This window comes from Archangium gephyra, from assembly GCF_042230915.1.
Taxonomy (GTDB): Bacteria; Myxococcota; Myxococcia; order Myxococcales; family Myxococcaceae; genus Archangium; species Archangium gephyra_B.
In genome coordinates, this window is the sequence record NZ_CP102578.1 from 11,444,456 (window position 1) to 11,467,604 (window position 23,149).

Annotated in this window: 21 protein-coding genes; 12 read left to right on the top strand and 9 right to left on the bottom strand. The window is 71.0% G+C overall.

The annotated features are described in order from the left end of the window. Window positions 1–33 precede the first annotated feature (33 nt). The 3 genes from NR798_RS45275 (at window position 34) to NR798_RS45285 (ending at window position 6,908) form a co-directional block, all read left to right on the top strand. Window positions 34–3,867 (top strand): serine/threonine-protein kinase PknK, encoded by a 3,834-nt coding sequence (locus NR798_RS45275; RefSeq protein WP_375768853.1) that lies wholly within the window; start codon window positions 34–36, stop codon window positions 3,865–3,867. A gap of 94 nt (window positions 3,868–3,961) precedes the next feature. Beyond that, on the top strand, window positions 3,962–5,452 hold the full coding sequence (locus NR798_RS45280; protein ID WP_375768854.1) for a hypothetical protein: 1,491 nt from the start codon (window positions 3,962–3,964) through the stop codon (window positions 5,450–5,452). Window positions 5,453–5,468: 16 nt separating this feature from the next. Continuing rightward, entirely contained in the window at window positions 5,469–6,908 is a 1,440-nt protein-coding gene (locus tag NR798_RS45285; RefSeq protein WP_375768855.1) for a serine/threonine-protein kinase, read from the top strand. Between the two features lie 27 nt (window positions 6,909–6,935). Here NR798_RS45285 and NR798_RS45290 read toward each other — a convergent pair whose 3' ends face one another. Then, window positions 6,936–9,959, bottom strand: a complete 3,024-nt coding sequence (locus NR798_RS45290; RefSeq protein WP_375768856.1) for an ATP-binding protein — start codon at window positions 9,957–9,959, stop codon at window positions 6,936–6,938. A 249-nt stretch (window positions 9,960–10,208) separates the two neighbouring features. On the opposite strand from NR798_RS45290, the gene NR798_RS45295 reads away from it, so the two are divergent. Next, window positions 10,209–10,508 carry a hypothetical protein gene (locus tag NR798_RS45295; protein ID WP_375768857.1) on the top strand — a complete coding sequence of 100 codons (300 nt, stop codon included), beginning with the start codon at window positions 10,209–10,211 and terminating at the stop codon, window positions 10,506–10,508. Window positions 10,509–10,529: 21 nt separating this feature from the next. Here the strand turns inward: NR798_RS45295 and NR798_RS45300 are convergent, their stop codons facing one another. Then, a complete protein-coding gene (locus tag NR798_RS45300) occupies window positions 10,530–11,885 on the bottom strand; it encodes a sigma 54-interacting transcriptional regulator (RefSeq protein WP_375768858.1) in 1,356 nt (451 codons plus the stop codon). 112 nt (window positions 11,886–11,997) lie between these two features. Here NR798_RS45300 and NR798_RS45305 point away from each other — a divergent pair, with 112 nt between their 5' ends. The 3 genes from NR798_RS45305 to NR798_RS45315 all read left to right on the top strand — a co-directional run bounded on the left by NR798_RS45305 (window position 11,998) and on the right by NR798_RS45315 (window position 14,114). After that, window positions 11,998–12,762 carry an endonuclease I family protein gene (locus tag NR798_RS45305; protein ID WP_375768859.1) on the top strand — a complete coding sequence of 255 codons (765 nt, stop codon included), beginning with the start codon at window positions 11,998–12,000 and terminating at the stop codon, window positions 12,760–12,762. Between the two features lie 285 nt (window positions 12,763–13,047). Beyond that, complete coding sequence (locus NR798_RS45310) at window positions 13,048–13,677, top strand: hypothetical protein (protein WP_375768860.1); 630 nt, start codon at window positions 13,048–13,050, stop codon at window positions 13,675–13,677. 101 nt (window positions 13,678–13,778) lie between these two features. Continuing rightward, window positions 13,779–14,114 carry a TerB family tellurite resistance protein gene (locus NR798_RS45315; protein ID WP_375768861.1) on the top strand — a complete coding sequence of 112 codons (336 nt, stop codon included), beginning with the start codon at window positions 13,779–13,781 and terminating at the stop codon, window positions 14,112–14,114. A gap of 6 nt (window positions 14,115–14,120) precedes the next feature. Here the strand turns inward: NR798_RS45315 and NR798_RS45320 are convergent, their stop codons facing one another. Both NR798_RS45320 and NR798_RS45325 read right to left on the bottom strand, forming a co-directional pair. Further along, window positions 14,121–15,257, bottom strand: a complete 1,137-nt coding sequence (locus NR798_RS45320) for a dienelactone hydrolase family protein (RefSeq protein ID WP_375768862.1) — start codon at window positions 15,255–15,257, stop codon at window positions 14,121–14,123. Between the two features lie 110 nt (window positions 15,258–15,367). Then, a complete protein-coding gene (locus NR798_RS45325) occupies window positions 15,368–16,060 on the bottom strand; it encodes a DUF4476 domain-containing protein (protein WP_375768863.1) in 693 nt (230 codons plus the stop codon). Window positions 16,061–16,407: 347 nt separating this feature from the next. Here NR798_RS45325 and NR798_RS45330 point away from each other — a divergent pair, with 347 nt between their 5' ends. Further along, window positions 16,408–17,325 carry a tetratricopeptide repeat protein gene (locus tag NR798_RS45330; protein ID WP_375768864.1) on the top strand — a complete coding sequence of 306 codons (918 nt, stop codon included), beginning with the start codon at window positions 16,408–16,410 and terminating at the stop codon, window positions 17,323–17,325. Here the strand turns inward: NR798_RS45330 and NR798_RS45335 are convergent. The 3 genes from NR798_RS45335 to NR798_RS45345 are packed head-to-tail and all read right to left on the bottom strand — an operon-like array spanning window position 17,300 to window position 20,299. Then, a complete protein-coding gene (locus NR798_RS45335; protein ID WP_375768865.1) occupies window positions 17,300–18,103 on the bottom strand; it encodes a carbohydrate ABC transporter permease in 804 nt (267 codons plus the stop codon). The genes NR798_RS45330 and NR798_RS45335 overlap by 26 nt on opposite strands. Further along, on the bottom strand, window positions 18,103–18,987 hold the full coding sequence (locus NR798_RS45340; protein ID WP_375768866.1) for a carbohydrate ABC transporter permease: 885 nt from the start codon (window positions 18,985–18,987) through the stop codon (window positions 18,103–18,105). Before NR798_RS45340 ends, NR798_RS45335 begins: the two co-directional genes overlap by 1 nt. A 13-nt stretch (window positions 18,988–19,000) precedes the next feature. After that, on the bottom strand, window positions 19,001–20,299 hold the full coding sequence (locus tag NR798_RS45345; protein WP_375768867.1) for an ABC transporter substrate-binding protein: 1,299 nt from the start codon (window positions 20,297–20,299) through the stop codon (window positions 19,001–19,003). Window positions 20,300–20,410: 111 nt separating this feature from the next. Here NR798_RS45345 and NR798_RS45350 point away from each other — a divergent pair, with 111 nt between their 5' ends. From NR798_RS45350 to NR798_RS45365, 4 genes are all read left to right on the top strand, one after another. Further along, window positions 20,411–20,845 (top strand): DUF2809 domain-containing protein, encoded by a 435-nt coding sequence (locus NR798_RS45350; protein ID WP_375768868.1) that lies wholly within the window; start codon window positions 20,411–20,413, stop codon window positions 20,843–20,845. 260 nt (window positions 20,846–21,105) lie between these two features. Then, the gene (locus tag NR798_RS45355) at window positions 21,106–21,309 is read left to right on the top strand and encodes a cold-shock protein (RefSeq protein WP_375768869.1); all 204 of its coding nucleotides are present in this window, start codon (window positions 21,106–21,108) and stop codon (window positions 21,307–21,309) included. 90 nt (window positions 21,310–21,399) lie between these two features. Further along, window positions 21,400–21,582: a hypothetical protein gene (locus tag NR798_RS45360; protein ID WP_375768870.1), complete on the top strand. Its 183-nt coding sequence runs from the start codon at window positions 21,400–21,402 to the stop codon at window positions 21,580–21,582. 191 nt (window positions 21,583–21,773) lie between these two features. Then, window positions 21,774–22,151, top strand: coding sequence for a hypothetical protein (locus tag NR798_RS45365; RefSeq protein WP_375768871.1), 378 nt, complete (start codon window positions 21,774–21,776; stop codon window positions 22,149–22,151). A 36-nt stretch (window positions 22,152–22,187) separates the two neighbouring features. On the opposite strand, the gene NR798_RS45370 is transcribed toward NR798_RS45365, so the two are convergent. Together NR798_RS45370 and NR798_RS45375 are read right to left on the bottom strand one after the other, a co-directional pair. Next, the gene (locus NR798_RS45370; protein ID WP_375768872.1) at window positions 22,188–22,646 is read right to left on the bottom strand and encodes a hypothetical protein; all 459 of its coding nucleotides are present in this window, start codon (window positions 22,644–22,646) and stop codon (window positions 22,188–22,190) included. Window positions 22,647–22,748: 102 nt separating this feature from the next. Further along, a complete protein-coding gene (locus NR798_RS45375; RefSeq protein WP_375768873.1) occupies window positions 22,749–23,138 on the bottom strand; it encodes a response regulator in 390 nt (129 codons plus the stop codon). Window positions 23,139–23,149: the final 11 nt, after the last annotated feature.

The window sequence follows — 23,149 nt, forward strand, 5'->3', positions numbered from 1 at the left end:
TCCCGGCACGGCGTCCCCCCCCGCCGCCCGCCCATGCGCTGCCCGGTCTGCTACCGCCGCCTCGTTCCCGGCGCCGCCTGTCCCCAACACGCGGAGCAGTCCCGGACCTCGCCCGAAGCCGAGCCCCTGCCGCTCCCCCAGCTCCCCGGCTTCCAGCTCCAGGCCCTCATCGGCTCCGGCGGCTTCTCCCGCGTCTTCTCCGCCCGGCGCGAGGAGGATGGGCGCGAGGTGGCCCTGAAGGTGTCGCTCGGCCCCTTCTCCGCCCGCTTCGCCCGCGAGGCCGCCGCCCTGCGCCGCATCGGCCCTCCCACCGTCCCCGAGCTCCTCCTCGCCGGCTCCTCCGAGGGCCGCTCCTTCCTCGTCCTCGAGCGGTTGCGCGGCCAGTCGCTCGCCGCCTGGATGGCCGCCCTCCCCGGCTCCGGCGCCGCGCCCCTGTCACACGTTCGTGACGTGCTCGCCGGCCTCTGCGGGGCCCTGGAGCGCGTCCACGGCGCGGGGCTCGTCCACCGCGACCTCAAGCCGGAGAACGTCTTCCTGCGCGAGGGCGGCACCCTCAGCCTCCTGGACTTCGGCCTCGCGCGCTTCCTCGACGCCTCGGACCCGGACGAGCCCGAGGAGTCCGTCAGCCTCACCCGCACCGGCCAGCGGCTCGGCACCGCCGTCTACATGGCCCCCGAGCAGTGCCTCGAGTCCCGCGACGTCGACGCGCGCACCGACCTCTACGCGCTCGGCGTCCTCCTCTTCGAGCTGCTCACCGGGGCCCCTCCCTTCACCGGCGGGCCCGACGAGGTGCTGCACGGCCACGTCACCCTCCGGCCCCCTCGCGCCTCCGAGCGCGCCCCCGTGCCGCCGGCCCTCGACGACGTCCTGCTGCGCTGCCTCGCCAAGGATCGGGCCGCGCGCTTCGACTCCGCCGCCGCGCTCCTCGCCGCCTTCGACGCCGCCTGCCGCACCAGCCCCTCCGCGCCCGCCGCCGCCGAGGAGGCCCTCGCCCCCGCCCGTCCCCAAGGCGTGCGCCAGGTGGCCCTCCTCGGGGTGCGCGGTGAGCTGGACGTGGAGCAGCTCGCCACCGCCGTGGCGCCCGAGGGTGGCCTGCTCGCGCGCATCCACCCGGGCCTCTGCCTCATCGCCTTTCCCGAGCACCCCTCGGCCGAGGCGGGGCTGCGCGCCGCCGCCCGCGCCGCCCGGCAACTGCCCGCCGGGCCCGGCACCACCGCCGTCCTCCACCTCGCGGAGCTGCGCGTGCGCCCCGGGGCCACCCTCACGCGCATGGCGGGCCCGGCCCTCGAGCAGCCCGAGTCCTGGTGGCCCGGCGGCGCTCCCGGTGCGGACACCTCCCTGCTGGCCACGCCCGAGGCCGCGGCCCGTCTCGGGGAAGGCGCGACGTCGCCCGGGCCGTCCGGCGCGCTGCTGCTCACCGGCGACTCCTCCATCACCCGCGCCCCCTCCTCCGCCGAGCCTCCGCCCCTGCTGGGCCGCGACGCCCTGCTCGACACCCTCCTGGCCAGCGCCTCCCGCTCCTTCTCGGGCCACGGCCCCGGCCTCTCCGTCCTCACCGGCGAGCCCGGCCACGGCAAGACGCGCCTGCTCGACGCGCTCGCCACCCGGCTGGAAGCGGAGGGCCGGGCCCGGGTGCTCCGCCTCACCGCGCCCCACCCGGACGCCGCGGGGGCCGATGCCCTCCTCCACGCGCTCTGGGCCGCGTGCGTCCCGGGCACGCCCCTCCCCTCCGCAACCTCCGGGAACCGGCGTCACGCGCTCGCCCGCACCGTGGCCGAGGCCCTGCGCCGCCTCGCCGCCCGCCAACCCCTGGCGCTCCTCCTGGACGACGCGCACCAGGCGGACCCCACCACCCTCGACGCCCTCGAGGTGGCCACGCTCGCCGCGCCCGAGGTGCCCCTCTGGGTGTGCGCCGCCGGACGGCCCGAGCTGCTCGGCCTGCGTCCCCTCCTCGGCGAGCGCGCCGGCCTGCCCGCCCAGCACGTGCTGCCGCCGCTCGCCCCCGAGGCCAGCCGCACCCTGCTGCTGCACCTGCTGCGCCCCGCCGAGTTCATCCCCGAGCCGGTGCTCGCCCGCCTGGAGCAGCTGACGCAGGGCGTGCCCCTCTCCCTGGTGGAAGTCGCCGGGGCGCTGCGCACCTCGGGGGCCCTGCGCGCCACGCCCGGCGGTGAGTGGTACGTGGCCGCGGACGAGCTGCTGCACGTCTCGGTGACGCCCCTCTTCGAGCGGCTCGCCACCCGCGCCCTCTCCGTGCTGCCCGCGGCGCACCAGGGCCTCGCGCAGCTGTGCGCGGTGCTCGGCCAGGAGCTGACGGTGGCCCAGGTGGACGCGGCCCAGCGGCACCTCGACAGCAAGGAGGACACGGCGCGCGTGGCCGGCCTGGACGCGGGCGCGGGGCTCGCCCGGCTGGAGCGCGCGGGGCTGCTGCGGCCCCTGGGCCCCGAGCGCTACGCCTTCCGCCAGCCCCAGCTGCGCGAGGCCCTCGAGCGCGCCCTGCCCGCTCCGTGGCGCCGGGCGCTGCACGCGGCGGCCCTCCGGGGACTCTCGGGACAGGGAGACGCGGAGCAGCGCCGGCGCGCCCGCCATGCCGCGGCCTGCGGCGCGCACGAGGAGTCCTTCACCGCGTGGTTCTCCCTGGGCGAGGCCGCGCGGCAGACCCACCGCCACGTGGAGGCCGAGCAGGACTACACCCACGCGCTGGCGCAGCTGCCCGAGGGAGACACGGCCCGGCGCGCGCGGGTGCTGGCGGGACGGGGCCGGGTGCGCTACCGCACGCACCGCTTCCGCGAGGCGCTGGGAGACTTGAGCGCGGCGCGGGCGCTGGCCGGCGCCCTGAAGAACACCGCGCTGGAGGTGGACCTGCTGCTGGAGGAGGCCACCGTGCTGGACTGGCTGGAGGACGCGGAGGGCACGGCGGCGCGCACCGCGGAGGCGCTGGACAAGGCCGAGTCCCTCGATGATCCGCGCCTGTCCGTGCGCTGCTCGCTGGCCCGGGCGCGGCAGGCGTGGCGCCAGGGGGACTGGGCGCGCGCGACGCGGCTGCTCACCGCGACGGTGGAGGCGGCCATGCTCGCGCGGGACACGGAGACGCGCGTCATCGCCCTGATGATGCAGGGCACGGGGCTGGCGCTGGCCGGGGAGGTGGACGCCTCGGCGCGGGCCTTCGACGAGGGGCTGGCGCTGTGCCGCAAGGAGGGCGACGCGCTGCACGAGGCCGCCACCCTCATCAACCGTCCCTTCCTCTGGCGCGCGAAGGGCGACGTGGAGGCGGCCCTGGAGGACCTGCGGCGCTCCACGGCGCTGGCGCGCGAGCTCGGCCACCCGCAGGTGGAGCGCTGGGCCTCGGGCAACCTCGCCGAGTTCCTCCACTGGATGGGGCACACCGGCGAGGCCTCGCGGCTGGCCCGGCGCGCGCATGAGCTGGGCGTCCGCTTCTTCGACGAGCACCCGGTGGCGGTGGACGCGGTGCTGCTGGCACGCGTGTGCGCGGCGCGCGGGGAGCTGGCCGAGGCCCGGAAGCTGCTGGCCTGGCTCTCCGCCCGCTGCCGGCCCGAGCAGACTCCGCCCAACACCCTGGCGCTGTGGCACCTGGTGGAGCTGCAGGCGCGCGAAGCGGAGGCCGGCACCCGGGACGCCGCGGCCTGGAAGGCGCTCGCCGAGGAGTCCCAGCCGAACACCTCGGGCGACGAGCTGACGGAGGTGCTCTACCAGGCCACCCTCTCCGCGCTCCGGGCCGGGTGCCGCGACGAGGCCCACGCGTGGCTCGCCCAGGCCGAGAGCACCGCGGCGGCCTCCCCCCTGTGGCGCTCGCGCCTGGACGCGCTGCGCGTTGCCTGGGCGTCCACACCCCAGGCCCGCCCCCTGTAGCCCCGGCAGCAACAGGGCCGCCCTCCCCCTTCCGGCCGCCGATGGGGGATGATCCACCCCCCAGATGGCCCGCACCATGCACCGGAGGCTGAGCATGAATTTCCAGCGACTCGCGAACACCCGTGGTCTCCTGCACTTCCGGTTCCAAGCTCTTGCACTGGGCGTGATGCTGCTCGGAGTCCCGGGTTGCCAGCCGGAGCTGCCGGGCGAGGAGTGGGAGCCGGAGCCCGCCACGGTGGCGCGGGAGATGCGGGTGGCCAACTCGCTCACCACGCAGGCCCTGGTGCTCAACGCCATCTCCACCAACCCCACGGCCAACACCCTGGTGGCCACCGGCGGGCTGGCGCCGCTGTTCGATCCGGTGACGGGCAACAGCTACCTGCGGCTGCAGCTGCGGGACCCGGACGCGCAGAGCTTCATGTCCTACCTGGTGGGCTGCGCGCTGCCCGCGGGCCACAACGTGCTCTGGAAGGATCCGCTCACGCTCGCGGTGCGCAGCTGGGAGGGCAAGGCGGGCCTGTGCCCCCAGTGGGAGACCGGCGCGCCCTCGCAGGTGTGCAAGAACCGGGTGTCGTCGTGTCTGCTGGCGCGCAACAACGCCCTGGGCCGCCGGGTGGAGCTGTCCATACGCGGGGAGGACGCGCTGCAGCCCACGCTCTTCTCGCTGGAGAACGAGACGCGGCCGGTGGAGCACGACCCGGACCTCGGCAACAACCGGGTGCCGAGCTACGTGGCCTGCACCACCGCGCAGAGCGGGATGAACCGCGACTGCGGCTGGAAGGCGGACTTCATCGGCCGGTGCAATGCGGGACAGGAGGTGCGGCTGGGCGCGGGGGGCAAGGCGCCGGACCAGTGCGCCACGGGCTCGGCGCTGGGCGCCTCGAGCGGCGCGAGCATGATGCTGCGCGTGTGTGAAGGCATCATCGGCTGCGACCAGGGCAACACGCGCCAGCTCGGCCAGAGCGAGGGGACGTGCGCCACCACGGACGCCGCGGTGACGTTCACCTGCCCGGCCTCGGGCTTCTTCAACGTGATGAGCGCGCCCTACGACAGCACGCTGACGGGGAGCGTCACCGTGGCGGTGGAGACGGGCACGCCCGCGGCCACCACCTACCGGCTCTCGGAGAAGGCGGTGTTCCGGGTCCGCGAGGGCGCCTACTACGGCAACATCTTCGACTCCGGCGCGCTGGCGACGAAGGTGTTCGTCGAGGAGAGCGGCCGCATCGTGGGCAAGGAGCAGATCATCCAGGGCTCGGTGTACCGGAAGATGTTCTCCTGCCAGGCGCCGGAGTGGACGGACGCGGCGGCCTATGCCACGCACCGCGTCTGCGCGCTGCCGGGCTCCGGGTCCAACTGCGCGGCCCAGCCGGTGGGAGACTGCATCGACTACACGAACCGCAGCTACCCGGCCTCCAAGTGCAGGAAGGAGGATGGCTCGGTGGTGGCGGGCGATTGGGACTTCGAGGAGTGCTACGATTCGACGGGAACGCTGTGGAGTGAGCCCATCACCGTCTTCCTGTACGAGCCGTGTGGGCTGACGTCGAGCGCCTCGTCCAAGACCTGCACCTGGCGCAGCGCGAAGTAGCGAGGAGCACCGCGGCATGACGGACGGCCAGGACGACTCCCCGGGCACGCCCCGCGCTTCCGAGGCACGGACTTGGTCGCTGTATGGCGAGGAGCTGTCGCCGGGGGCGCAGGTGGGCGGCTACGTCGTCGAGGGCACCCGGTACCGGGGCAGCGTCTCGACGCTCTACCGGGCGAGGGAGGCCCGGAGTGGAACGCCCGCGGCGCTCAAGGTGATGCACCCGCAGTTCACCGCCGCGCGCAATGCGCTGCGCCGCTTCCAGCAGGAGGCCGAGACCCTGCGGAAGCTGCGGCACCGGCACATCGTCGACGTGCTGGAGCACGGGACGCTGGCGGATGGCCGGCCCTTCATCGCCATGGAGTGGCTGGAGGGGAGGGACCTGGCGGCGGAGCTGGCGGCGCGAGGGCCCTTCTCGGCGCGCGAGGCGCTGGAGTTGCTGGAGCAGGTGGGCTCGGCGCTGAAGGCGGCGCACGGTGCGGGGGTGGTGCACCGGGACTTGAAGGCGCAGAACGTGGTGGTGCTGGCCGGGGAGACGGGGCCGAGGGTGAAGCTGGTGGACTTCGGGGTGGCGAAGCTGCTGGCGCCGGAGGAGCCGGGCTCGGCGATGACGAGCACGGGGCTGGTGCTGGGCACGCCGCTGTCCATGGCGCCGGAGCAGATTCGCGGGGAGACGCCGGACGCGCGCACGGACCTCTACGGGCTGGGGGTGCTGCTGTACCAGCTCGTCACGGGCCAGCCGCCCTACCAGGGGACGACGCAGGTGGAGCTGGAGGAGCAGCACCTGCACGCGCCGGTGCCGAGGGTGAGCGAGCGGGCGCCGGTGCCGGCGGCGCTGGACGCGGTGGTGGGGCGCTGCCTGGAGAAGCGGCGGGAGGACCGCTACCCGGACGTGGACGCGGTGCTGGAGGACCTGCGGCGCGCGGTGCAGGGGGAGCGGCAGGGCGGGGCAACACAGGTGCGGGCGTTGGGGCTGTACGTGGAGGCGAGGATGGGGCGGCTGGTGGACGACGCCACGCTGGACGCGGTGGACGTGCTGATGGAGTACGCGCGCACGCGGGCGGACGCGGCGGGGCTGAAGGTGATGGTGGAGGGGAGCAGCTTCCTGCTGGGGGTGACGGCGCTGCCGGACGGGGCGGACGCCGAGCGGGAGGCGCGGCGGCGGGTGCTGGAGCTGGCGCTCGCGCTGGCGGAGGAGCCCGCCCTGGGAGAGGGGACGTCTCGGGTGCGGCTGACGCCCACGCTGCACCTGGACACGGCGACGCTGCGCCCGGACGCGAGCGGGAGACCAGCGCTGGGGGGAGGCCGGTTGCTGCGGCTATCGGCCTGGACGGGGGGGCACCCGGGCCGGGGAGTGCTGGTGACGGAGACAGCGCTCGAGGGGCTGGAGGACTCCTTCCAGGTGAAGGCGCTCCCGGGCCGCGAGGGCCTGTGCCACGTCACCCGGCCCGTGGCCTGAAGCATCGGCCGCCCGGAAGGACGCTCCTCATTCGTCTTCGTCTTCTTCCTGCTGCTGCTTCTTCTTGCGCCTCTGCTTCTCCAACTCCAGAAGCTGCTTCTGATGCTCGAGGTGAGTCTCGAGCGCTTTGTATGCGGGAGCCAGCGCTCGCCTCCGGGTTTTCCAATCGTAGGGAACCAGTGACTGGCCGAACACCTCGAGCCAGGCCTTGGAGATAGGGGACTCGAGTTGCCCCGGCCAGAAGTTCTGGAAGAGCGTCCACTCGGCCATATACGGCATGGCAGATGTGCTTTGGATGCGAGCCACCTCCAAGAACGCATCCAAATCGGGAACAGGGCGGTTCTTCGCTGTCTCCGCGGTCAAGACAACGAATTCACCGAACGAAGCCTCCACCTTTGTTTTCTCGATGAGGGACTTACGCACCACACCTGGTTTCTTGATGCTCCGGAACGCCTTCTTGTCCAAGACGGTGCGGTGATACGCCATCCACAGGTAGGCCAGCGCCGAACAGGTCGAGCTTCTGCCGCCTCGCTCCCATCTCGAGAGCGACTGCCGGAACCAATTGGAATCGGAAAAAGAAAAGGTTCTCTGATCCAGGAAGAAGATGGCGGTATCGTCTGGCAGCAGCGAGAAAACCTCCGGGCTGCAGTCGCTCGGAGAAGGAAAGCACCACAGGCGCTTCACACCGAGCCCCAGAAGGGGTCCCCTGTCGAGAAAAGTGAATCCAGACTTCTTGAAAACAAACGGGGTGCGCGTCCCGTTGAAGTAGAGGCCCGGGTACGAACCGATTGAGGCCAGGTCGCCAGCGAAACCTTCATCCCCAGGACGCTTGTCGCCCAAACGCACCAGAACAAAGGCCAGGAAGTCCCTGGAAATGGACTCGATCAACTGCTCATCGAACGAGAGAGACGTCCCCGTAATCGATGTCCTCTGGAGATCGAGCGGAAGGACCCCCTGCGCATCGAAGACCGACAACCTGGGCCTATCGAAACGAATATACGAAGTCTTTACGGTTTCAGTGCTGGTGAAGCCAGGAAAGAACCAGAGACTGTCCAGCTCTGAGTGACCCGTATATTCACGCTGAACCACGATTCCATTACACACCACGGCTGGAGCATCCTGATACGTCCACTGGATATCCGCGTAGTCGGGATGCGCGATGCGATACCAACCGGTTGGCAGTTCCGCACCAGCCCCCGGAAGGACATGCTCGGGCTCGAAAACCCCGACCCGCCCTTCCTTCTTGTATCGAATCGATACGGAAGGACTGGCGATGAAGTACCAATCGACGCCAGACCAGTTCGAGATCTTCGAGGGCCGCCCATCCGGCTCCTCCTCCAGATAGCCGGGCACACCGAGCTCACTCCAGACGGCCGGATCGGTGACCGGAATCCGGATGGTCGTCCCCACAGGAGCCGTCGTGTACCGGAGCTCCAAGGTCTCCGAATCCAGGGCCGCCTTGAACGTGATGGCGCGCTCGGGCGGCTCCGAGACATGACGCGTCGTCACCTCGAGACGGTCACAGAGGAGAAACGCCGCCAATGCGCCCACCCCGAAGCGTCCCCCTCGGAGCACCCGGGAGCGGCCCTGCTCGTCTTCGTGTTCACGCCGCCAGGCATCACTGCTGCGGAAGGAAGCGCCGGCACGCAGGAAGTAGTTCTGGATGACCTCCCGGGTCATTCCGATGCCGGAATCCCGGATGGTGATCCAGCGCTCCTTCTCATCAGGTGACTCCTCGAAGTCAATGACGACATCGGCCTCGGAGTCCTTGCTCGTGGGCCGTTGGATGCGGTGATGCCGCTCCCAGTCCACCCGCTCCCGGCAAGCATCGGTGCTGTTCTGGATCAGCTCTCGAATCCCGACGGATCGCCGATTGCCGTACAAGGGCCCCACCAGCAATCTCAGCAGATCCATTCCCGCGACATCGAAACGGACCGGGGCGGGGATGTAATTGACCTTCTTCGAGAACTCGGCCGTGTCATCCAGGGTCGAGTGGAGACGCCGGATGGTGAGCCCCAGGCGATTCAACGGTGGGTACCGGCCATAGACCTCACCAATCGAGGCCCAGCTCTTGTCGAGCTCCGACTGGATGTCCTTCAACAGCCACGACAGCTTGGCATAGGTGCCGATATCGGCCGGAAGCGCATCCACATAGAGGGCTTCTGGGTCCTCGTGACTGGTCTGGACATCCCGAATGGCCTCATGCGCGCGCCATTCGCGCTGTGAGACAGGGCTTCGCAGCTGCTTGACCCGAAGGAGTGCCTTGTCAGCGCGTTCACTCTGGACCTGCAGGTAATCCGAGATCCGGAGGACCGCCATGAGGAACACGGCGTGCACACCCTGGAAGTCCCTCGGATGATAGTTCGACTTCAGGTAGTCGTACGTCGCGCGCAGGGGAAGCCCATGGCTCCTGGCGACGAGTCCCGCGAGATCCGCCAGCTCTGGAGAGATTCCCTCCAGCCGGAGCCGCTCCTTCCCCGGGCCAGGAACTCCCCAGCGCGCCATCTCATGCGCGAGGCGGGCATGGTGCCTGCGGATGAACTCGCCCACCAGGAGATGCTCTCGCTCGCCCAGGTTGTGGATGTCCACCTTGCGCGGCTCGACAGGCCGGGTGTCACCAAAGATGGACACCAGCTTCCGGCTGTCGAACCGGGACGCCTCGCTCAGGAAGTCCGTCCAGAGCCGCTGCCAGGGGAGGTCGCCGAACCCCTCGATGCGCGGGTGTTTCGCGGCCGGCTCCACCAGGTTCCTGAACCCATCCGGGGTCAGGTGCATGCCCGCGTCATGCAGGATGGCCGAGAGGATCAGGATGGCCACATCCGCTGGACTGATGATGCCGCGAGCGTCGTCGGCGATCAGCGAGCTCGCGGTCGCGAGCACCTCGGAGATGTGCTTGTCGCTGTGGTCGGTGAACCCTGGGAAGAAGGGCATCCCGCTCGTGCGCAGCCACGGGTGGAAGTTCCTCAGGGTGATGAGGATCGCACCATGAAGGCCAGGATCTCTCGCCAGAATCTGCGCGAGGGCCGGGGGAATCTCGATGATGTCTGGCATGGGTCTGGGAGAGCGCGGGAAGCGCGCGAAGCTACCATCCCCACCTGCGGACTCTAGCGGTTTGAGCCGCGCATCCCCACGTCTCATCACCCCTCTCCTGCCCACGCATCGGACCCAACCCGTGAGCAAGGGAGCGGGCAAGCGCTGCCCCTCCCTCCACGGCGGTGACCAGCCACCACCAGCGGCCTGTGGGCCTTCCCGGACATGCGCAGCCTACAAGGGTTGAGCAGGCGGGAGAGGAGTGCGGCCATGACGGACCCGGACAACGAGTGGGACGACCTGGAGGCAGGGTGGGACGCCACGGGAGCGCTGGTGGGACCGTCCCCGGACGAGGTGAACGCTCGCAAGGCCCTGAGGGGACCGAAACCCGATGAGGCCAGCTCGCTCGCGGTCCTGCGGGCCCAGCAACAGGCCGGCGGCGAGGCGCGAGGAACCGAGGACGCCCCCACCGCGGGAGGCAAGGCCAGCGCGCGCCCGGAGGAATGTGAGGGACGCGCGCTGGACGCCATCACCGACGGCGACGGCCACTACCTGGAGCCGCCAGACTGAGCAGAGAGGCTCGAGTAGGGCTCACTTGATGCCGTGCCGCCGCAGCAAGCGGTAGAGGTACACGCGGTCCATGTCCGCGCCGCTGGCCGCCTGGGAGACCTTGCCCTGGTGCAGCTCCAGCAGCGCGCGCAGGTAGCGCCGCTCGAAGTCGTCCAGGGCGAGCCGCCTCGCCTCGGCGTAGGGCACCTTGGGGTCCACCTCGAAGCGGCTGCCCGGCGGCACCATGTCCGACAGCGCCAGGGTGTCCTCGAAGACGAGGCACCGCTCCAGGTAGTTGCGCAGCTCGCGCACGTTGCCCGGCCACGCGGCCTGCTCCAGCCGCGAGATGAAACCCGGCTCGCGCAGCGCCTTCGTGCGCTCCGGGTCCGCCCCCAGCGAGTCCAGAATCTGCTCCACGAGGAAGCGCAGGTCCTCGGGCCGCTGGCGCACCGGCGGCAGGGGAATGCGCAGCACGGCGAGCCGGAAGAAGAGGTCCGAGCGGAAGCGGCCCGCGTTCACCTCGGCGCGCAGGTCGCGGTTGGTGGCGGCGATGATGCGCACGTCCACCGGCACGTAGGCGTTGGTGCCCACGCGGCGGAACTCGCGGGCCTCCAGCACGCGCAGCAGCTTGGGCTGGAGCTCGGCGGGCAGCTCGCCAATCTCGTCGAGGAAGACGGTGCCGCCGTGGGCCTCCTCGAAGGCGCCGATGCGCCGGGCGGCCGCGCCGGTGAAGGCGCCCTTCTCGTGGCCGAACAGCTCGCTCTCCAGGAGGTCCGCGGGGATGGCGCCGCAGTCCACGGTGAGGAAGGGTTTGTCGCGGCGCGCGCTCTCCTGGTGGATGGCCTGGGCCGCCTGGCTCTTGCCGGTGCCCGTCTCGCCCTCCAGCAGCACCGTCACGTCCCGGGCGGCCGCGCGCTCCAGCAGGGCGAAGCACATGCGCATCGGCACCGAGGCGCCCACCAGCGAGCCGAAGCGCGTGCGCTCGGACACCGGCAGCCGGTTGCTGTCGGAGCTGTAGTCGAAGCGCAGCACCGCGCGGCCCAGGCGCAAGAGGCTGCCGCCGCGCAGGTACCCCTCGGCCACCTGCACCCCGTCGAGGATGACGCCGTTGGTGCTGTCGAGGTCCTTCACCCGCGCGCCCTTGGGGCCCACGCGGATTTCACAGTGGAAGCGCGACACCGTGGGATCATCGAGGTTGAAGTCGTTGCTGGGGTGCGAGCCGATGGAGCACGCATCGGACACCGAGTCCCAGACGGTCCCCATTCCGGGTCCCTCCACCACGGTGAGCAGGAAGCGCCGGACGGCCGTCACTTCGGCGGCCCCAGGCGCATGCGCGTACGGCCGCGTCACGCTCACATCCTCGGCTCCGGGGTTCTCTGGGCGATCAATGGGAGGCATACGACTGGACGTTAGCAGCCCCTCACATCCCCGCACGCAACTCCTGGCGTACATCGACGACAATATGGGCGTACCTGGGCCGATGTAGGCCTTTTTCCAGGGAACGACCTCCATGCTCGTCCGTTCGACCGCCGCCACCGTCCGCCCGCCGCCCTTCGTCCCGGCCGCCTCCGCCGAGGCCCGCCGTCCCGCGAGCCCGGCGCCGCGCCCGCAGGGTGGAGGCGACGTGTTCGAGGCCCCGGGGACGGGCAAGCCGCCGCGCTTCGAGGGGCTGAAGGACAAGGCGCTCATCCAGGCGCTGCACGACGCGGTCGCGAAGCACAAGGACATCGGCTACAGCCAGGCCCGCAAGGTCATCTTCACCGCGCTGGACAACCACGAGGGCAAGGTGAAGTGCGTGTACACGGGCCGCGAGCTGAGCACGAACAAGATTCCCAACAGCTCGGACATGAACGTGGAGCACACCTGGCCGCAGTCGAAGGGCGCGACGGGGGCGGCGAAGAGTGATTTGCACCACCTCTTCCCCACGGACAGCAAGGCGAACAGCCAGCGCAGCAGCTACCCGTTCGGCGAGGTGCAGAAGGTGAAGTGGAGCAGCCCGAGCGGGGCGAAGCTGGGCACGGACGCCGAGGGGCGCACGGTGTTCGAGCCCCCCGCGGAGCACAAGGGCAACGTGGCGCGGGCGCTCTTCTACTTCTCCACGGTGTACGGCAAGGCGATTCCGGCGGCGGAGGAGGCGGTGCTGAAGAAGTGGAACGTGGCGGACAAGGTGGACGCCGCGGAGCTGACGCGCAACGGGGCCATCGAGAAGTACCAGGGCAACCGCAACCCCTTCGTGGACGACGCCTCGCTGGCGCAGCGCATCGCGGACTTCTAGGGAACAGGCGCTCGAGGAACAGCCGCTCGAGGAACAGCCGCTCAAGGAATAGCCGCTCGAGGAACAGGTGCTGACCACTCGCGGCCATATCCCCTCGCCCTCCGGGAGAGGGACGGGGTGAGGGTGCCACGGGCCCCGGGTTGAACCCCCTGCCCCCACTGGGTGCCACGGGTTGAAGAACAGGCGCGGGAACCCTCACCCTGACCCTCTCCCGAGGGGAGAGGGAAGATGGGTCATTTCCCTGAAGGGGCATAGGCTGCGCGCGTGATGACCGGACTCTCCCCAATGTGGGCACTGGTACCCGGGGGCTCGGCGGTACCGCTCGCGAAGGTGGGCGGCGCGCCAGAGCCCGTGGGAGCTCTGCGCTGGCCGGCGTGTGCCGCGTGCGGCGCGCCGATGCGCTTCCTCTTCCAGTTGCCGCACGTGTCCGGGAGGTTGGACCTGGCGCCGTACGCCGCGCTGTACGTCTTCCAGTGCGAGAACCCCGACACCGCCTGTGAGCGGTGGGACCCGCACGCGGGAACCAACGCGGTGGTGGCGGTGCAGCCGGGCATGGCCTCGCTGGAAGGAACGCGGCCCACGAGCGTGCCCTACGCGGAGTGGACCCTGGGCCTCGCCCCGGCCGAGGAGGACACGGAGGCGCTCTCGGTGGACGTCAACGAGGCCACGGACGAGCAGCTCGCCGCGCTGGACCGGGCGCTGGAGGAGGCCCCCGAGAGCAAGGTGGGCGGAGTGGCCGGCTGGGTGAATGGGGAGGCGACGCCGGAGTGCTGCGACGAGCCCATGCGCTTCGTGGCCCAGCTCGCGGCGATGCCCTTCGGGTTGGCCTTCGGGGACAACGGCCGGGGCTACGTCTTCCGGTGCCGGCGGGGCGGGTGCGGCACGCCGTTCCGCTTCACCTGGCAGGGCGCGTAGAAGGGTGCCGCTCCCCTGCCCGCCCTGCCTCGGACCGAGCGTCTAGTTCGTGGACGAGGACGCGGGAACGGGCGACGCTCGGGGGCGGAGACGACACCGGGATGACGACACCGACCGACGACCGCTTCTACATCGAGCTGCTCAAGCTGTTGCTGCACGTGGCCTGGAGTGACGACGAGCTCAAGCCGAGCGAGGCGCGGGCGCTCATTGGCGCGGCGCAGCGGTGGAAGGTGCCGCTGGCGGAGCTGCAGCGGCTGGAGCGGTGCCTGGAGCTGGGCGAGCCCCTGCCGGCGCCGAACCTGGGCCTGTTGCGCCCGCGTGCGGACGAGGTGCTCGCGACGGCGCGCACGCTCATCGCGAGCGACGCCGAGGTACACCTCTCCGAGGAGGAGACGCTCGGCCAGTTGCGCGAGCTGCTGGGCCTGAGCCCGGCCTGACACCGCCTACGCGTCGAGCAGCCGCGCCCAGAAGGCGGCGAGCCGCCAGACATCATCCACGTCCTTCAACCCATCGAGCTCGGCGTGGGAGATGAGGGGTGAGAGCAACAGCCGCACCTCGGTCCGGGGCTCCAGCCAGCGCGCGAGGAGCACGGACTCGATGGAGGGAATGACGGAGTCGTCCGTGCCGTGCAGCAGATACACGGGCGAGGACGAGGCCGGCGAGTGCTCGGGAGAGAGCGCCGGGTCGCTGGCGAACACCTGGGCGTGCGGCAGCAGCAGCGGCCCGAGCGCGGCGACGTCCCGCTCGTTCACGTACTTCATGAGGGTGGCGGCGGGCTCGGGCAGCTCCGACTGCAGCCGCCGGGCCTTGGCGAAGGTCTCCTCGGCCTGGCGCATGTCCCTCGAGGAGAGGTGCGAGGCGCGCAGGAAGGTGAGGATGCCCGCGCGCAGCGGCTCCACCTGCTCGGGGGGAACCATGAGCCCGGCCACGTTGAGCAGGATGATGGCCACGCCGTAGTCATGGGGCCTGCGGTGCTGGCCACCGGGCTCGACGCCGGTGCAGAGGAAGGCGAGCACGCGCGAGAGGTCACCATGCCCGCCGAGGGAGAAGGTGAAGGCGACCTTGCCCGCGAGCGAGGGCCGTCCGGCGGCGACGAGGGAGAGCCCGCCCGAGAAGCTGATGCCCATGAGGCCCACCCGCCCATCGGGCGCGAGCTCCGGCCGGGCGGAGGCCCAGAGCGCGGCGTCCTCGAGCATGTCCGGCTCGCGTGGGGAGATCTGATAGCGCAAGAGGTCGGGCAGCTCGGGGGTGAGGACGGTGAGGCCGCCAGCGGACAGGTCCCTGGCGAGCTTCACCAGCCGGGGCTCGTCGATGCCATCGGCGTGCACACCGGGGGTGAGGAGCACCGTGCGGCCCCGGGGATGCTCGGGCCGGAAGAGGCGGGCGCGCAGGGGGCCGTGGCGGGAGGCAATCCGCACGTCCTCCTCGGTGACGGGGCCGGTGCCCCAGCGGGAGACGAGCCCGGCCAGACCGTCCCGCATGCCCGCGGCGCGGGCCACCAGGGAGAGGCCCCGCAGGTAATACGGGACGGCGAGCAGCGCCACGAGCAGCAGCCCTCCGAGGAGGACCAGGAGCGACATTCTGCGGGTGCGGGGGCGCGGCATCGGGGACCCATTCAAACACGAAGGGCCAGACCCGCTGGGGCGTCGTGCCCCGCGAGCCTGGCCCTGGAAGGCCCTTCGGACCGGCCTCAGTTGCCGAGGATGCGCTTCAGCTCGGCCTTGTCGTTGGAGAACTGGAAGGAGTTGTAGAGCTGGAAGCCGTTATCCCGGTCGAGGACGCGCGACCACAGCACGCGCACCGCCTGGAGCCTGTCCTGGGAGAACTGGAACTGGTTGAGCACCTGCTGCACCTGGCCCACGAGGAAGTAGTTGCTGCCGACGACCTCCTCCAGGACGTTCATCTTGTCATCGGCGAAGGGCTCGCGGGACATGGACTTCATGATCATCTGCAGCTTGCCCTCGGCGATGGGCTGGTAGACGGGAGCCGGGGGCGGGATGGGCCCGGGGTTGTCGTTGCGGCCACGGCCCTGGCCGCGCACCTCGGGGGCATCGGCGACCAGCTCGCGGATGTCCTTGAGCTCCTCGTAGGCCGCGCGGAGCTTGGCCTTGCCGCTGTTGCCGCGCCTGCTGGCCTCGAAGGCCTGGCCCAGCAGGTCCTCCAGGTCGGCGAGGCGCTGCTCCAGATCCTCGCGCTCGACCACCACCAGGGTGCCGCGGCGGCCGCGGCGGTACTCGTGGTCGTCACCGCCCCGGAACTCGTTGGACGAGGTCGGAGGAGCGTTGCCGGTGGCCTGGCCCGGAGGCGGCGCGAAGGAGGGGGCGGTCTGGGCGGAGGCGGCAACAGCGGTCAGGAGCGTGATGGCGACGAACAGGGCCTTCATGGGGGTCATCCTTCTGGGGTGTGTCCTTGCTGCATCTGCCCACTCTGACGGGCCGCGGGCGTCCGCATTCAAACGGATTCACCGCCTCCCGCCCAGGCCCCCCGCTCGTTGGTCCAACAACGAGCTCCGCCAGGAGAGCGGGTGCCGGGCGCGAGTTCGCTCAACTGGTCCGATAGTCGGACCAGTCGGCGCCGCGCGTGCCCGGAGGGTGCGGTCCGGGCGTGCGAGGGAGGAGCCCCGCCGTCGTCCCATGTGGACGGAGCATCCCGCGCGTGGACGCGCTGACGGGCCAGGTACCGGAAAAGACGTGGCTCCGCCCTGGGCCGCGCCTTGCACAGGGCCCGGGCATGACGACGCTCACCCCTCCCGCACTCCGTCCTCCGTTCGCGAATGACCTCTCCCTCAAGGCCTGGCTCGGAGGGCTCAGGCTCGTATCGGCCGTGATGATGTTCACCGGCTTGGGAGGCATCGCCATGCTGCTCGGCACGAGGCCCGTTGCCGCCTGGCCGGAGGTGGACCTCGCGGTGGCACGCCTCCCCTTACCCATCGCCCTCGCGGGTGTCTTCTGTGCGGGCATGGCCCTCAACCACTGGCGGCACGGGCAGGTGAAGCGCCTGCTGCGGCAGGGCCGGGAGCTGCTCCTGGCGGGCAGGCCCGAGGCGGCAATCCATGCCCTGCAGGTGTCAAGGTACGGCGGAAGCGATGACCAGCGGGCCCGGAGCCTTCATGGGCTCACCCTCGCCTGGCTCCACAAGGGGGACTACGAGCGCGCGCTCTGCCTCGGGGAGGCGGCCACCCGCGCCTGGGGAAGGAGGACCTCCACCGTCCGCGATGCCGAGGCCCCGGCCCTGATGGCTACCATCCTGTCCCTCTATGGAGAGCTGGACGATGCCAGGGAGTGGGTGGAGCGCATCCGCCGCCCCATGTTCGACGAGACGGACCATGCGCTGCTGGCGCAGGCGGTGATGCTCTGCCGCGAGGGCAGGCACGTGGAGGCGGTGAAGCGCATCCAGCGCACCGCGCGCGAGGACGTGCCCGAGCTGGACGTGGGAGCGGTGGCGGTCATCCACGCCTTCGCGCGCAGCCGGCTGGGCGGGCAACTGGTGCCGCTCAAGCCGGGGTGCGTGCTGCCCGAGCGGCCCGCGCGGGCCTCGGGGTACGAGTACCTCGCGTGCGAGTGGCCCGAGCTCGCCGCCTTCCTGAGGGGAGAGGACGACGCTCCGGCCGCCAGCGCGCGCGCTACTCCTTCACGGCACCCGCGGTGAGCCCGCTGACGATGCGCCGCTGGAAGAGGACCGTCATCACCACCAGGGGCAGCGTGGCGATGACGGACGCGGCGGCGATCTCCCCCCAGGGCTCCTTGTGCTCGCTGGCGAAGAGGCTGATGGCCACGGGCACCGTGCGCTTCTCCGGCGAGGACAGGAAGGTGAGCGCGTAGAGGAACTCGTTCCACGCGAAGATGAAGACGAGGATGGCGGTGGTGGCCAGGCCCGGAGCGGCCAGGGGCAGCAGCACCCGCCAGAAGGCGCCGAGCGGCGTGCACCCGTCCACCCGGGCGGCGCGGTACAACTCATCCGGGAGCTGCCGGAAGAAGGACGTGAGAATCCAGAGCGTGAGCGGCAGCGCGAAGGTGGCGTAGGGAGGCACCAGGCCCACCAGCGTGTTGCGCAGGCCCGTGGCGCGCAGGATGAGGTAGAGCGGGCTCACCGTGGCGATGGGCGGGAACATGGACACGGCGAGCGCGGTGGCCAGCAGCAGGTTGCGCCCGCGGAACTCCAGCTTCGCCAGCGCGAACGCCGCCGACGCGCCCACCGCCATGCAGAAGAGCGTGGTGAGCGAGGCTGCCAGCAGCGAGTTCATCATCACCTGGAGGAAGGGCCGGCCGAACAGCACGCTCTCGTAGTTGCCGAAGGTGAGCGAGGTGGGCAGCGGCTGGGTGAGCTGGCCGTCCGGCCACAGCGACGTGAGCACCTGCCAGAAGAAGGGCCCGAGGAAGAAGGTGAGGAAGGCCACCGTCGCGAACCACAGTCCGGGCCGCTTCATCACCGCGCCTCCCTTCCGAGCAACCGGATGTACACGAGGCTCAACCCCACCACGCACAGGAAGGTCATCACCGACAGCATGGAGCCGTACCCGAAGTTGCCCGCCCGCATCAGCGTCTTGTAGGCGTAGATGCTCAGCGTCTCCGTGGTGTTGGCGGGGCCGCCCTCGGTGAGCACGAAGATGGCGTCGAAGACGCGGAAGGCATCCAGCGTGCGGAACAGCAGCGCCAGCAGGATGGCGGGCTTGAGCAGCGGCAGGGTGATGGAGACGAACGAGCGCCAGCGCGACGCCCCATCCACGCGCGCCGCCTTGTAGATGTCCTCGGAGATGCCTTGCAGGCCCGCGAGCACCAGCAGCGCCATGAAGGGCGTCGTCTTCCACACGTCCACCAGGATGGCCGCGTGCAGCGCGTACCCCGGCACGCCCAGCCAGTTGATGTCCGGCCCCGGCAGCAGCCGGTTGATGAGGCCGTAGTCCGGGTTGAAGAGCCACGCCCACAGCTTCGCGCTCACCACGGTGGGGATGGCCCAGGGCACCAACACCGAGGCCCGCAGCAGGCCGCGTCCCGGGAACGCGGTGTTGAGCAGCAGGGCCAGCGGCACTGCCAGCAGCAGCTCCACCGACACCGCCACCAGCGTGAAGTAGGCCGTGTTGCCCAGCGCGTTCCAGAAGCGCGCGTCGCCCAGCATGAAGCCGTAGTTCTCCAGCCCCAGCCACCGCCGCTCCCCGAAGACGAGGATGAGCCGGTGCAGGCTCAGCCAGATGGCCGCGAGGATGGGGTAGAGCGCCACCCCCACCAGCACCGCCACCGCTGGCGTCACCAGCAGGTATGCCTGCCGCCGCTCGCGGCCCATCGAGCCCGTCGTCTTCACCGTGCCATTCATCGCGCCCTCTCTCCTACTCGAACTGCCCGGTGAGGTGGTCCACCTGCCGCTGCGCCTGCTTCAGCGCCGTCTCCGGCGTGCGGATGCCCGCGATGGCCGCGGAGAACTCGCTCTGCAGCACGTCCGAGAGCAGGTTGTAGTACGGCGTCACCGGCCTCGGCCGCGCGTTCTCCACCATGGTCAGCAGGCTCGCGATGAAGGGCACCCGCTCCACCAGCCGCGGGTCCTTGTACACCTTGGGCCTGGGCGGGTTGCGCCCGTAGCTCAGCGCCATCATCACGTTGGCCTCCTCGGAGGTGAGGTGCGCGATGAGGCGCTGGGCCGCGTCCTTGCGCGCCTCGGACACGTGCGCGTTCACCGCCAGCTGCCACCCGCCCAGCGTCCCCCAGCCGGGCTCGCCACTCACCGTGGGCAGCGTGGTGATGCCCACCTTGCCCCGGATGGGCGAGTCCGGCTTCTGCGCCTCCTCCCACGCATAGGGCCAGTTGCGCATGAAGACCGCCTGGCCGGACTGGAAGACGCGCCGCGCCTCCTCCTCGGCCGCCGAGGTGACGCCCGGCGGAGAGATGCCACTCGCGATGAGCCCCCTGAGGTACTCGAGCCCCGCGCGCGCCTCCGGCGTGTTCAACGTCAGCCGCCCCTGCGCGTCCAGCACCTGGCCTCCGTGGCCCCAGATGGCCTCGAAGGCGTTGCAGTTGAGCCCCTCGTACTGCCGGCCCTGCCACACGTAGCCCTGCAGCCGCGGGTCCTTGCGCATCGCCTCGCGCGCGAACTGCTGCAGCTCCGCGTAGGTGCGCGGCGCCCGGGGCACCAGATCCTTGCGGTAGAAGAGCACCCCCACGTCCACGTACCACGGCACCGCGTACGTCTTGTCCTTCTTGTCCTTCTCATCGTGCACCACCACCGCCTCCACCGGGCCGGAGAGGAAGTCCTGGCGCAACTGCTCGGGCGGGAAGCGCCCGGAGAGGTCGGCGATCCACCCGGCGCGCGCGAACTCGGGCACCCAGACGACGTCCACCACCAGCACGTCGAAGTCGTCCGCCCCCCCCTCCAGCGAGGTGAGGAAGAACTGGTGCGCCACGTCCGAGGAGTTCGGCAGCGCCTCGGTGGTCAGCGCCACGTCCGGGTTCTTCCGCTCGAAGTCGGCGAGCAGCTCGCGGAAGGCCACCGGGTCTCCCAGCGGCTGGTACTTGAAGACGAGCGGTGTCTTTCCCCCGGCGGCGGCGGTGGGCTTGTCCTTGTCGCGGCGGCAACCCGGAAGGGCCCAGAGAACGAGCCCCAGCACGAGCACGGAGAGGAGCGGGCGGCGCATAGGGGCCGGATGTCCCCATCTCCCCGCGCACGGGGCAAGCACCTTCGTACCCCGGGCGCTCGAAATGTCACCCTGTCTCCGGATGAGAGCCGGTCGCGTAGACTCCGGGCCATGCGTCCCGGCCCCCGCTCCCGCGCGTTGCTGCTGCCCCTGATGGTGCTCGTCGTCGCACTGGGCCTGGGCTCGCGCTCCGCGGCGGCGAGGCCCTTCCTGCCGGGCTTCGTCACCGACTACGCGGGCGACGCGCTGTGGACCGTCATGGTCTACCTGTGCCTCGTCTTCGCCCTGCCCCGCCTGCCCGTCCGGCACGCGGCCGCCGGGGCCCTCTCCCTCTCCGTGCTCGTCGAGCTCAGCCAGCTCGTCCACACGCCCTGGCTGGACGCGCTCCGGGCCCACCGCCTGGGTGCCCTCGTGCTGGGCCGGGGGTTCCTCGCCTCCGACCTGGTCTGCTACGCCGTGGGCGCGGGGCTCGCCGCGGGCGTGGACCGGGTGCGCTCCCGGCACCGCGCCGAGCCCCCTCCGGCGGAGCCGGACACCCACCCCTGAACAGCCGTATTCCCTGGCCCGGGACGGGCCTCTCACCGTCGTACGGCAAAGCTCCGGCCACACGCTTCGCCAGGAAGAGGCCGCCGCCGGGGGAGTGTTATCTGGTGGATCGCCGCCGTGTGCCTGACGTCGTGAAAACGAAGCCCGGGGAGGTTACCGGCTCGACTTCATGAGCAACCAGGTGTACGCCCGGTATGCGCTCCAGTGAGCGCGCAGTTCGGCGATGGTCGCCGTGCTGTGTAGGAGAAAGACGCAAAGCAATGGCAAGTGGCACTGTGAAGTGGTTCAACGACGCGAAGGGCTTCGGTTTCATCACCCAGGACAACGGGGGCCCCGACGTGTTCTGCCACCACACCGCGATCGTGGCTGATGGCTTCCGGACCCTGGCCGAGGGCCAGAAGGTGGAGTTCGAAGTCAAGAAGGGCCCCAAGGGCCTCCAGGCCGAGAACGTTCGTCCGATCTGATCGCGCGAGCGCGGCTACTTACCTTCAGGTCTACGAGGCCCGGCCTCCCACGAGGCTGGGCTTCTTTTTTACTCTTTCCCAGGAGCATCCATGCAGGGAAGGTCCACGAAGCGGCAGAAGGAGATGGCCCGCCAACAGAAGCAGCGGGACAAGGACGCCAAGAAGGCCGAGCGCCAGCGCGAGAAGGACACCCGGCCGCCCCGGCAGCCAGGCGAGGAAGACCCGGACATCGCCGGCATCATCCCCGGCCCCCAGCCGCCCCTCGAGATGTGAGGCAGCTCCATCGTGAAGCAGGCAGCCAGGCGCCCGTCCGCCGGCCAGGGCTCGGACTCCCACGCGGACTCCGGGCCCTTCGTGCGTTCAGGGCCCCGGGGTGAGCCCCCCGTCCCGGGCTGACGCCGTGCATACCTTCCGCCCAGGAACAGACGGAGGCGCGAGCGCCCCGGCACCGCGAGGAGGAGCGCATGACAAAGGGTGGCGATCGCCAGGAAGATGGCATCGAGGAGCAGGAGGCCCGGGGGCCGGAGAAAGACGCGCACGTCTTCGACAAGCCCGCCACGCTCCGGGAGCCCGCGGCGCCGCGCGTCCCCCGGGTCCAGGCGTCCTCCCCCGTGGGCGTCATCCCGTTGCCCGGTGAGGAGCAGGCCCGCGCCTCCGAGGCCCGCCCCGAGACGCTCCAGCAGGCCCGGGAGGCCACCGACGCGCTGCTGCACGAAATCCTCGAGGAGGACTTCCTCGACGAGGCCCCCGAGCCCCGGCGCGCGGACCCTCCAGCGCAGCCCTCGCGGGAGGAGGACTGGCCCACGGAGCTGCACTCGCTCCACCTGCCGGAAGAGCCGTGAGCCGACGGCCGGCCCACGCCCTTCCGGCCCGGGTGCCTACCGCGCGTTGTCCGGCTTCTGCTGCTCCTCGCCCGCGCCGCCCCGGCCATCCAGCTTGATGCCACTGCGGCCTTCCTGCTCGTCCGGCACGCTCTGGAAGCCCTCCTCGTCCGGCAGCCGGTTCAGGTCCGCGGGCTCCTGCCCCTCCTCCCGCGCGTCCACGCCGGAGCCACCCTTGCCCCCCCGGCCGTCCAGGCCGATGCCACTCGGGGCCTCCTGCTCCTTGGGCACGCTCTGGAAGCCCTCCTCGTCCGGCAGCCGGTTCAAATCCCGGGGCTCCTGGCCCGGCCCGGTATTCTCCTGCGGGCCCGCGCCACCCGTGCCCGGCGCCTGCTGCTGGCCCTGGACGTCCCGCGTCCCCTGCCGGCCGCGCTCCTCACGGCAGCCTCCCGCCACGAGCAGGGCCGAAGCGGCCAGGCCGAGCACCACCGCACGCTTGAATCCATCCCTCTTCATTCCTGGTCTCCTTGCTGGGAGCCGTGTCTGGCTTCCCGCAAGGCTTTGGCGTGCCGGGCGGCGCTGCAGGCACCAGGAGTGCGCCCGTCCGGCTGCCCGCCCTCACGGGTGATGGCCCGCCCGCTCCCAGCGCCGGGGCAGGACGCTCTCCACCAGGTGGATCAACTCCTCCAGCTCGAAGGGCTTGCTCAAGCAGCCCACGGCGCCGACCTCGCGCGCGCGCCGCTGCGCGTCCTCGGCCGCCGTGCACACCACGACGGGCACCTGGTGGCCGTAGCGCCGGCGCAGCTCCGCGGAGAAGGCCCAGCCGTCCATCACCGGCATCCGCATGTCGAGCAGGATGAGGTCCGGGACACACTCCTCCACCCGCTCCAGCGCCTCCTGGCCATTCGAGGCCCTGCACACCTGGTAGTCCCCTGCCTCCAGGGCCATGACCATCACGTCCTGCATGTCTGGATCATCGTCCACGACGAGGATGCGTGCTCCGGTCATCCCGCTCACCT